Here is a 10,085-nt window from a genome sequence, read left to right as displayed (position 1 = left end):
ACCATGAAGACCGCGGCCTTGATGATCGCAGCGCTGCTGCTTGTCTCGTGTGAGAAGAGCGATCCGAAGCCTGCCCCAAGCGACACGTCGGCGAACTACGTCGAGCACGATCGCCGGTACAGCGATGGGAAGCCGATGTAGGTCTGGTGAAGACCGATCCGACGCCTGCGCTGCCCCAATTAGGATGAAGTATATGGGCGATACGCTACTCTACCTCTGCGGCGGCGCGGGAGCGCTGATCTACGGTTTCCCGGTGTTCCTCGCTGCGATCCAGACGGACCCGCCTACCCGCTTCGCCCTGGTCGTGCTGATCTTCTCGGTGTTCGTCGGGATGATAATCGCGCCCGTGCTGGTGCCGATGCTTGGCCACCAGTGGTCGTTTTTGGTCAGTCCGGAGCCGTACCCGCTGGCTGTGGCCATGGGGCTGGCCGCCAACCCGCTGGTGCCAATCTTCGTCCGCAAGATGACCGGGTGGGCGGACGCCTATCAACTCGGAGGCAAGAAGCCATGAACCCCTTGACGAACTCGCTTTGGGCCGGAGGCCTTTACCTGATCGCCGGCCTTTGCGGGCTGGTGAGGCACTTCCTGCTAGAGCCGAACGTGCCGAATTATCCGCAGGCGCCGCGCTGGCTGCTCAACGTCTACTTCATGTTCGCCGCCGTCCTGATCTTTGCCGGCCTGCGCTTCCTGGCCGTCTGGCTCAGCGGTGATGCGGCAACGATCCCGCCCGGCGCGACCGGCATGGGCGTGCTGCTGGCGCTGGCGACGTTCACCTACAAGGTCTCGATGCTCTACAACGTCGCGCGGCAGCGATATTCCGCAGAGACATGGGTGCGGCTTAATCGCATCTCTGAACTCGCACGCTGCTCGCGGCGTAAATAGCCGAGACCTACAGACGGCCCGCCCGGAGAGTCGACACCCGGACGAGCCGTCCCCGTAGTCAGCCGGCCGCTGGCCAGCGGCAGGGTGGATGCGCCCGGCTGATTTGCCTCCTTAGCATTCGCGGACCGACACCGCTTTAACCTGGAGAAACAACATGACGACGGCATCAGAGCCGGCGTGGCTTGGCCATGCCCGGTCGCTTCTTGGCACCCGCGAGGCAGCGGGCGCGGCAAATAGTCCCACGATCCTCGGCTGGGCAAAGCTGCTCGGCACCAAGGTGCTCGGCATGGTCTATAATGCCGACAGCGTGCCGTGGTGCGGCCTGTTCGTGGCCAATTGCCTGCGTGCGGCTGGGATCGATCTTTCGGGCATGAAGGTGGCGGTGCGCGCCAAGGAATGGGCGACTTGGGGCAGTAACCTCAGCCCGCTGGTGCTGGCCCCGGGCGCCATCCTGGTGTTCGATCGCGAGGGCGGCGGGCACGTCGCCTTCTACGTCGGCGAAGATCGCTCGTACTATCATGTGCTCGGCGGCAACCAGGGCGATAAGGTCAGCATCATGCGGCTGGAGAAGTCGCGGTGCATCGCGCGGCGCTGGCCCAGAGGCGTGCCGGTGATCGGCAAGCCGGTGAAGCTCACCGCGGGTGGCGTGCCCGTGTCGAGCAACGAAGCGTGACCTGGGCGGCGGCGCTCGCGCTGCTCAAGCGGTTCTGGTGGTCGGCGCCTATCGCGCTGCTGACCGTGGGGCTGATCGTCACGCGCGGCACGCTGGCCGATGCGCGCTCAGACCTGAAACTCGAACGGGCCGAACGCGCGACGGACAAGGCGATCGGCGAGCGCGACGTGGCCAAGGCCGAGGCCGGGTTCAAGGGCCAGCTGGCCAATGCCGCCACCTCTTACGCCGAACGCCTCGCCACCCGCGAGCCGATCATCCTGCGATCAACCGACACCGTGAGGACTTATGCTGAAACACCTGCTGGCCGCGTGCTGTGCCTTGCCCCTGACCGCGTGTCTGGGATCGACGCATTCGACCGTGAGCTCTTTACCGACCATCCCGCGGCCACCCGCGGCGGCAATGGAGCCGTGCCTCCCGACGCCGACCAGGCGTCAGGCGGACGGGTCGGCCGACAGCGCCGATAGCGAGGGCACGATCCGCGACGGTCGGGCGGATCTGAAGGCCTGCGACGACAAACGGCGGCTGGCGATCGACGCCTGGCCGACGAACACGAAGCCCTAATTCCCTCGCGCTCGGAGAGCATCAATGGCCACAGTCCACGTCACGCTATCGAAGATCGACGATCGCGCCGACACTGGCGGGACGATGCCGGTGATCACCTCGGTGCCGGAGGCGGCTCAGACGCTCACCAGCTCGGACGCCTCGACGGCATCAACCGTCGCATCCACCCCCGACTATGGCCTGTTCTGGACCGTCACCGCGAGGGACGGCGACGTCTATGTCGCGTTCGGTGCGGCGCCTGTTGCTGGCGCGAACGAAGGCCACCTCGTCCTAGCGGGTCAGACGCGAGATTTCGGGATCAGCGCTGACGGCGAAAAGATCGCCGTCAAGGACGCCTGATGCTCGGCCTTGGCCTGTCGATCCTCGGCCTCTCCCTCCGCGGCGCGCGGCCCTCACGAATCCTACGCCGATGGCTCGACACCGACACCTGGCGTGACATCGACAACTGGAGCGAACGCCCATGACCGTGCTTACCACGATCCAGAACGGAGCGTCCTTCAAGGACATCCGAGACACCATAAACAGCTTGCTGACGCGCATCGCTGCGCTGGAAGGCGGCACCGCAACACCGACACCAACACCCACCCCAACCCCAGCCCCCACCTTCACCACGCAGCCCTCGATCACCAGCGACGGCACGCCACAAGTAGGCGAAACCCTCACCGGCAACGATGGCACAATCACCAACGGCACCGTCTCCACGCGGCAATGGCTGCTGGCGGGCTCGGCGATCAGCGGGGCAACGGGGGCGACCTACGTCCCGACGCAGGCTGGCGACCATAGCTACCGTGTGACGGCTACGGACGCTGGCGGCAGCACGCCTGCTACGTCTGCGGCGGTGACTGTGGCGGCTGCTACGCCTGCGCCTACACCCGCAACCTTCGGCTCGACATCCGCCCAATGGGGCGACCCCTCGCTTACCTTCGGAAAGGCAGCATAATGGCTCGCGCACTCATCGATACGACCTCTGGCGCCGGCGACACGCTGAAGGCTGGCGGCGACAAGCTCAACGCCATGACGCGGGAGCTATTCGCCAAGGTCGATAGCCTCCTGGGCGGACGCAAGGCACGCATCGCCACGCTGGGCGAAAGCCACTCCACAAGGCAGGGCATCGTCAGCGCTATCATGTACTCGCTGTGGCGGTATTTTCCGGCTGACGTTTATTTCGACTATCGCACGCAACAGGATCAAGCCGCATTCGATCCGACCCGCGGTGACATCTTCGGAATCGGCGGCACCAACACGACCCATCTGATCAACGTGCAGGTGCCGAAATTCGAGGCGGCAGCAGCAGCGGGACAGATCTACGATCTCGCCTTCATCGCGGCCGGCTACAACGATCAGGTTAATACGTTTCCGAAGGCTGAAACGGCAGCCAACAACATCATCGCCGCGGCCACTCGTTGTCGCGACGCAGGTACCCGGCTGGTGGTGATCTGCGGCCTGTTCCCGAACGGCACCCCAAGCGACACGGACAATTGCAACACGCGCTTGCGAGTGTTCGCTGCGGCCACGCCGGGCATCACGTTCTGCGACCTAACCCGCGTCATGGCGGACCCGACCGCAGCCGCGGGCAATTTCAGGTACAAAGGCACGACGAACACGTATCTCGGCTACACGACTGACGGCACTCACGCGTCGGGGTATGCGCGCCGGATGATCGCCAAGGAATTTGAGCCCTACCTGCGGGCCGTCGCTCGCCGCCGCGTGCCTCGCCGGGGCTTCAACAGCGGGGCGTTCGATCAGGTGGACTCGCCCGGTTCTGACATCACCGGCGACGCCGGCAACATCATGCCTGGCACGGGCGGCCTGCTTAACGAAAGCTCGTGGAATACCAATATTGCGGGCAATCAGCAGAACGGCAGCCTTGGGCTAAAAACCGGCACTGTGACCTGCACGCCCACTATCATAACCGGAACTGATGGCTTCAACCGGCAACGGCTGACGTTTGGCGGCACCAGCGGTGGGGTGGTTGAGCTGAAGTTCGTTCGCAACAGCATCACCAACCTGAACAATGGCGTCCTGACGCGCGCTTACGATTATGAGCTCATGCTCGAAATGACGAACGTCAGCGGCTTGTCGGAGATGTTCCTGCAGCCGAATGGGAGCGCCTCCAACACGCCGTATTTCGGCACGGGCAACTCTGATCTTGCGGACGCATGGCCCGACAATACGACCGAGACGCTGTTCATGTATTCGACGGTGCCGGAGACGTTCCCCGTCAACCAGGGCAACCCGGAGCCCAAGCTGGTCATGATCTTCAACAATCGCCCGCCGACCGGCACGATCGATATCTCGCGGATCTCGAACAAGATGATGGCAGCATAAGACCAAAGACAGGAGAAGCACGATGAAACGAGCCTTACTCGCCGCCGCGCTGATGCTACTCGCCGGCCCTGCCGTGTCGCAGTCTTTGACCCTCACCAACCTGCGGCAGCCGATCGCCAAGGCCGCGGGCAAAGCGCCTGCCAAGACGATCGCCGAACTATGGACGCAGATCGCCAGCCTGCAACCCGCCGCCGCGCCGTCGCTTCCGACCACGCAGCCCATGACGGTCACGCCGATCGCCAGCACCTTCGACACCAAGCCGCTGATCGTGCCGGGGTACGGCATTCCGAAGAGCATGGCTCCGGACGTGGTTGGTGCGTTCCGCTTCATCTGTTCGCCGGGGCAGCTGAACTATGACGATCCAATCCTCTACCCTGGCGTGAAGGGCGGTTCGCCGCACGCGCACCAGTGGTACGGCAACACAGGCGGCAATTGGGCGTCGACCTACGCCACCCTGCGCGCTGGTGGTGACAGCACCTGCTCCAACATCCTCAACCGTTCGGCCTATTGGATCCCGGCGCTGTTCAACGGCGCCGGCAAGGCGGTCGTGCCAGACTACATGTCGATCTATTACAAGCGCCGCCCGGATAGCGACCCGGAGTGCCTCCGCATGGCAGCCAAGGGCTGCGTTGGCCTGCCGACTGGCCTGCGCGTCGTCTCAGGTTATGACATGAAGCGAATGGGGCAGGCTCAGCCGGAAAACGCGACCTTCCACTTCCGGTGCATATCGCCAGGCAAGTCGTCGGATCACCGTGGCACCATTGCCGAGGCGGTCGCCGATTGCGGCGGCTCCGGTCAGGTCATGGCTGCGATCAACTTCGGCTCCTGCTGGAACGGCCAACTCGACAGCGCCGACCATCGATCACACGTGGGGCATACGAGCTACGGCGACTGGGGCTATGAGAAGTGCGCCCAGACCGACCCCTATGTCCTGCCTGAACTGACGCAGGGGATCGTCTACACGATAGAGAAAGGCGATGGTGACCTGTGGTTCTCCTCGGATCGTATGAACGACATGGACATGGCGGGCGGATCGACCTTCCACGCCGACTACATGGAGGCTTGGGACCCGCCCACGCGTGCGATCTGGGAGCGCGAGTGCATCGGTAAGATGCGCGACTGTTCCGACGGCGTGCTCGGCGATGGCAAGATGCTGAAGCGTGGCGCGCTGCCGGTTAAGGCCTCGCCTCGGCTGGTGAGTGCGCCGGTGCGGTGAGGCGCGTTACTGGCGTTCGTGCTTTCGAGTAACAATGCCCGTCACCGCTGGGCTGCTAGAACCCTGCCCCTAGCTCATGCTCTGTAACGTCGAAGTAGACGGCCAGCAGCCGGCGAACGTCGGGGGGAAGACGGTTCGGGATGCCATAGGCGATGAACTGCTGCAGATAGCCATCGCCCATTCTGACCATGCGGGAGAGCGCGGCCAAGCTGTCGCCTCGCGTTTCCACGAGCTCTTTCAGGGTCGCGCGCACCTCGGTGGGCGCCCGGCTTGGCGGAGCGGGCCTCACTCGGCTATCGAATTGCTGTCTGGCTGATCGTCGTCAAGTTCGGAAACTGTGACGCTTACATCAACATCATCGCCGGTGGGGTGCCCGACAGAGGCCGTCGCTTCGTCGCCATCCATTTGGACGTTCAGCTTACCATTAACGCCGATCTCTTCGAGAGCGGCTTGTACTGCTCGCGAAACGTCTTTCACATCGGCCATCGATTTTTCCCTCAACAAAATAGCACCTTAGGCGCGACTGGCTTTTACGTCTCCTCTTGATTTCGGAGCAGCCAAACCCCGCTCCGCCCCAGAGCCCTGACGGGTTCGTGGCGGACAGCAAAAAGCCGCCAGCCTTTCGACCAGCGGCTCTCATTTGTGCTTTAGAAAGCGCTTACGCGCCGGCGATCGCGCGCACCTTGTTGGTGAAGTTCACCTCGGAGGCCTTCACACGGCGACGCATGGCAAAGCCAATAACACCGAAGCCGAGCAGCATCATTGCCCAGGTTGCAGGCTCAGGTACGGCTGCAGCGACAGCGCCGATGTTCAATGTCACTGTGTCAGCGCTCGAACGATAAACGTACTGCCCCGCCGTCAGGCCTAGCGAGGCTAGCGTTGAGTTGAAGTATGTCGAACTGCCGTTCAGCAATGCATTCGACTGGTAGTTCGTCGGAAGATAGACAGCTCCCAAATATTGGCTGAGACCAAAAGTATCTCCAGCAGTCAACGCCGCAAACTTTGGACCCTGCAAGTAACCTAGAACCGGACCACTGAGCCCCGTAAAGATACTAATTGGCGCGGAGTCTCCCACACTTACAATACCAGAGGCGGCGTTAATAAAAGAGCCACCTTGAGCATTTGTCGAGTAGGTCTTCAGGCCAGTGGTATCGAATGAGCCCGATCCAGTCGCCACGATCGACGTTCCGACCTGATTGATATTAATTACAATTGCTGCTTGCGCAGACGTTGGCAATACGGCGGCCGCTAAAGCCGCTGCAAGGATACGCTTCATCTCATGTCTCCCCCCGTCGCACCTCTGCGCGGTCGCTAGCCCGATAATCGATGAAAATTGCTTCGTAAATGGTTTATTAATAATACAATTCTGTGACAAAAAAGCATTGGAGGCGCTCAGATCCTTCAGGTGGTCCGAACCATCTGCAGGCCATAAGAAACTGACACAAATCCTGAACTAGCTTGTGCCAAATCGGGGCATTCGCTCAACAGAAAATATTGCTACGAGCCGCTGATCCAGTTGGCGTACATGTGTTTCCTGAGGCGCATCTCGCCGCGCCGGCCTGGTCTTAAGATCCCGCTTTGTTCGAGCGCGAAAAAGCCGCCAGCCTTTCGGCCAGCGGCTTTCCGTTCGCGTGACGAAGCGAAGCTTATGCGTAGCTAACGGTCGTCTTGACCGCACTACGACGACGCATCGCAAAGCCGACTGCGCCCATGCCGAGGATCATCATTGCCCACGTGGCTGGCTCAGGGACAGCGCCGGTAGCAGCGACGGAGTTGAAGGAGAAGGAGGCCGGGTCAGCGGTGGTGCTGCCGCTGAAGTTAACGCGACCGATCGATCCATCGCTGAACGTGCCCGTCAGCGTATTGGCGCCATTGAACAGAACGTTGCGGAAATCGACGCTGGCACTTGGGTTGGCAGTGGTGCCGAAGTTCACGCGGAATGCAGAGTAGGCGCCTGGATCGAAGTTAGTCGCCCCGTAGGTCAGCGTCGCCGCCTTGGAAGGAAGCAGCGTCTCCGAAGGCGTTCCGACACCTGGTGAATTATCGGTGCCGCCGTTGATGGAGCCACCACCAAAGTTGTCGATGTTCGTGATGTTGTAGATCGAGCCACCATCGAGCGTAAGTGCAAGGCTGGTGAGATACGGCGTCGTGTCAGATCCAGCAGTGGTGTTGGTCACGCGGAACTTGGGCTGATCCACACCGCTGCCTGTGCCATTCGGGCTGCCTAAATTTGTGCCCACCTCGACCAGAAACGTACCCGCATAGGCTGGGGCTGCACTAAGCATCAGAGCGCCGACCACTGCCGTTGCAAACATCTTCTTCATCGAAATATCCTGTTACTATCGTGAGCCAACCCGGCGATTAACCTGCTGTTAATCTTTCCGGTAAGCAGGACCCGATTAGCGGTCAACAAGCTGAGTTGTGACACCGTCTCTTTTTAGAACGATTCGCCAGTACAACGGTAAAAAATGGGCTCAAGTGTCCCGCTTTAGGGCGTTTCTGTTGTTTCTTATTTGCGGCCATATCAGAGGCTGATCAACGCCACACCCGGCGCGCGCGAGGTGTTCGGGCGTTTCCACACAATCGATGTCGAGACGACCTATACGATCGCCACGGCAAGCGGCGGGTCTGGGACGCGCGCGCGGGAGAGTTGATCGTGTCGAACTGGGCGCAGCTTCGCCCTGCTGCGAGCGTAGGAAACCCGGGCAGCGGCTAGTTAGACACCTCGGGCGTCGACACACCGTCCATGAAAATCTCCCATAGGATGCGGCCCGTTGCGTCGGTGACGGTGACGTTCCACGGACGGCTACCCCAAAAGACTTCGGGCGCCTCCTTCATCATCTCGCCGCAAGTCTGTATTGCCTGACGCCGTGCCTCGGAAGGCTCCGCAATCTCAATCCCTTCGTTGTCAGTTTGGCGGACGTCGGTTTGCATGTGGAAGAAGTATCTGGCCATGAGCGCTCAACCCGTCACGCCGCTTTAAGGTCCGCATGTTTGCAGACTACATAATCGCCTAAATCAACCTGTTAGGCTCTGCCAATCCGCCTCGGCATCATCGACCGCCTGGAACACGTCGCCGTCTGCCTGCTGCTTGCGCAGGTGGGCGCGCACGGCTTCCGGGTCGCTCGTGCCTGGCATCCTGTTCCCCGATCCGTTGGCCGTGTGGTGATCTATGGCTTTAAAAATACCGCTAGTGCTTGAGGTTCATCGTGGCGGCCGTGTCGCTGGCGGTGATGTTCATCACGTAGAGAATGAGGCCGGCATCATCGCTAACGTCAACGCGCCAGTCTTCGTCAGTCCAAATCAACTCAGCGTGGTCTCTCAGCAGTTCGCCTACAAAGTGCGCCATTTCGATGCGAAGTGAGGTCAAATCGTCCCGCTCGACCTCCACCGCGGTAGCAATGTGCGACTCAGTCCTGACGTTGATGTGGTAAATCGGCATATGGCGCTCCGCAACGAGGCTGCTAACGCCAGGCTGAGTGCAAAGTCTAAACGCTTTCGGCGGTGTTTTCCACTGGCATCCAGGTTGCGTTGTGGCAGGAGCCGAAGAACGAGTACGATGAGGAGTGGGGAAGCGGTGTTCCAGGCCTGACCGCCACCACCGCATATAGTCGTATCCGGCTCGGCGGCCTCCCAGTTCTGCCCGTGCAGCGACCGCGCCCGCTTACTTCGGGCAGCGACTTGCTGCTACTTAGGAGCGCTCTCTACAGTGAGATAGGCAGCGTCAAAGTCACCGACGCTTGTGAGCCTAGCCCAATCATGGATATGCACGACTCCATCCTTCAATGCGACGACTTCGCGAAGTGCCTTCAAGGTACGATTTACATGTACTCCGGTCAGTGAACAGGCATCACCAAGCTGTTCCTGTGTAACTGGAAAGGCGTATTCCGTTGAGGGTTCCCGATTGCTGCCGGATCGGAGGGCCATCTCGCAAAAGATATGAGCCACCCGGCTTGCTGCGTTGCGACGACCGACGTTTACGACCCATTCCATCATAATTGCCGCATCGAACATACAATCCCGCCAAAGTGCCTCAGCAACCGCCGGGTAGCGGGCGACGACAGCGCGTATCGCAGAATGTGGAACACGCAGAAGCACCGTATCACAGAGAGTAGTCAGGCCGCCTATGCCGGCCGGCCGAACGGCAGAAAGCAGGTCGGCCATGTCGCCCGGGATGTGGAAGGCCGTGATCTGGCGCACCCCATCGGAGGTCTGGCCAAAGCGCCCTAGCATTCCTGACACCACAAGGCAGGCGTACGTCGTACTTTGGTTGCAGCGCAGATAGTCACGCTTCGACGGTATACTGTACTCTTCGGCGGGCATGGCAAGAATCGCGTGCCGCTCTTCCTCCGTAAGGACCGAGCGGTTGGTGAGTCGGTCCACGAGTGGCTGTAGGCTCCCGGTAGATAAACGAGTCAAAACCAT

The 10,085-nt window shown here is 61.2% G+C and carries 16 protein-coding genes; 9 read left to right on the top strand and 7 right to left on the bottom strand.

The annotated features are described in order from the left end of the window. Window positions 1-3 precede the first annotated feature (3 nt). From NV382_RS16525 to NV382_RS16485, 9 genes are all read left to right on the top strand, one after another. On the top strand, window positions 4-141 hold the full coding sequence (locus NV382_RS16525; protein WP_260597805.1) for a hypothetical protein: 138 nt from the start codon (window positions 4-6) through the stop codon (window positions 139-141). Between the two features lie 52 nt (window positions 142-193). Beyond that, on the top strand, window positions 194-511 hold the full coding sequence (locus NV382_RS16520; RefSeq protein ID WP_260597804.1) for a hypothetical protein: 318 nt from the start codon (window positions 194-196) through the stop codon (window positions 509-511). After that, complete coding sequence (locus NV382_RS16515; RefSeq protein WP_260597802.1) at window positions 508-882, top strand: hypothetical protein; 375 nt, start codon at window positions 508-510, stop codon at window positions 880-882. The genes NV382_RS16520 and NV382_RS16515 overlap by 4 nt, the downstream gene beginning before the upstream one ends. A gap of 154 nt (window positions 883-1,036) precedes the next feature. Further along, complete coding sequence (locus NV382_RS16510; RefSeq protein WP_260597800.1) at window positions 1,037-1,555, top strand: TIGR02594 family protein; 519 nt, start codon at window positions 1,037-1,039, stop codon at window positions 1,553-1,555. Further along, complete coding sequence (locus tag NV382_RS16505) at window positions 1,552-2,019, top strand: hypothetical protein (RefSeq protein WP_260597799.1); 468 nt, start codon at window positions 1,552-1,554, stop codon at window positions 2,017-2,019. The genes NV382_RS16510 and NV382_RS16505 overlap by 4 nt, the downstream gene beginning before the upstream one ends. A 121-nt stretch (window positions 2,020-2,140) precedes the next feature. Then, entirely contained in the window at window positions 2,141-2,455 is a 315-nt protein-coding gene (locus NV382_RS16500) for a hypothetical protein (RefSeq protein WP_260597798.1), read from the top strand. A 121-nt stretch (window positions 2,456-2,576) separates the two neighbouring features. Continuing rightward, on the top strand, window positions 2,577-3,056 hold the full coding sequence (locus NV382_RS16495; protein WP_260597796.1) for a hypothetical protein: 480 nt from the start codon (window positions 2,577-2,579) through the stop codon (window positions 3,054-3,056). Then, a complete protein-coding gene (locus tag NV382_RS16490) occupies window positions 3,056-4,444 on the top strand; it encodes an SGNH/GDSL hydrolase family protein (protein WP_260597795.1) in 1,389 nt (462 codons plus the stop codon). Before NV382_RS16495 ends, NV382_RS16490 begins: the two co-directional genes overlap by 1 nt. Window positions 4,445-4,466: 22 nt before the next feature. Next, window positions 4,467-5,660, top strand: a complete 1,194-nt coding sequence (locus NV382_RS16485) for a DUF1996 domain-containing protein (protein WP_260597794.1) — start codon at window positions 4,467-4,469, stop codon at window positions 5,658-5,660. A 55-nt stretch (window positions 5,661-5,715) separates the two neighbouring features. Here the strand turns inward: NV382_RS16485 and NV382_RS16480 are convergent, their stop codons facing one another. The 7 genes from NV382_RS16480 to NV382_RS16450 form a co-directional block, all read right to left on the bottom strand. After that, window positions 5,716-5,868, bottom strand: coding sequence for a hypothetical protein (locus NV382_RS16480; protein WP_260597793.1), 153 nt, complete (start codon window positions 5,866-5,868; stop codon window positions 5,716-5,718). A 77-nt stretch (window positions 5,869-5,945) separates the two neighbouring features. Further along, a complete protein-coding gene (locus NV382_RS16475; protein ID WP_260597792.1) occupies window positions 5,946-6,146 on the bottom strand; it encodes a hypothetical protein in 201 nt (66 codons plus the stop codon). Between the two features lie 172 nt (window positions 6,147-6,318). After that, window positions 6,319-6,936: a PEPxxWA-CTERM sorting domain-containing protein gene (locus NV382_RS16470; protein WP_260597791.1), complete on the bottom strand. Its 618-nt coding sequence runs from the start codon at window positions 6,934-6,936 to the stop codon at window positions 6,319-6,321. Window positions 6,937-7,306: 370 nt separating this feature from the next. Further along, a complete protein-coding gene (locus tag NV382_RS16465; RefSeq protein WP_260597790.1) occupies window positions 7,307-7,984 on the bottom strand; it encodes a PEPxxWA-CTERM sorting domain-containing protein in 678 nt (225 codons plus the stop codon). A 388-nt stretch (window positions 7,985-8,372) separates the two neighbouring features. Further along, window positions 8,373-8,615 carry a DUF6894 family protein gene (locus NV382_RS16460; protein ID WP_260597789.1) on the bottom strand — a complete coding sequence of 81 codons (243 nt, stop codon included), beginning with the start codon at window positions 8,613-8,615 and terminating at the stop codon, window positions 8,373-8,375. A gap of 235 nt (window positions 8,616-8,850) precedes the next feature. After that, on the bottom strand, window positions 8,851-9,102 hold the full coding sequence (locus NV382_RS16455) for a DUF6894 family protein (RefSeq protein WP_260597788.1): 252 nt from the start codon (window positions 9,100-9,102) through the stop codon (window positions 8,851-8,853). A gap of 245 nt (window positions 9,103-9,347) precedes the next feature. Next, entirely contained in the window at window positions 9,348-10,043 is a 696-nt protein-coding gene (locus NV382_RS16450) for a Crp/Fnr family transcriptional regulator (RefSeq protein WP_260597787.1), read from the bottom strand. Window positions 10,044-10,085: the final 42 nt, after the last annotated feature.

It is taken from the genome of Sphingomonas endolithica (genome assembly GCF_025231525.1).
Taxonomy (GTDB): domain Bacteria; phylum Pseudomonadota; class Alphaproteobacteria; order Sphingomonadales; family Sphingomonadaceae; genus Sphingomonas; species Sphingomonas endolithica.
The sequence above is the reverse complement of the archived record's forward strand: the minus strand, read 5'-3'. Positions and strand labels throughout refer to the sequence as shown.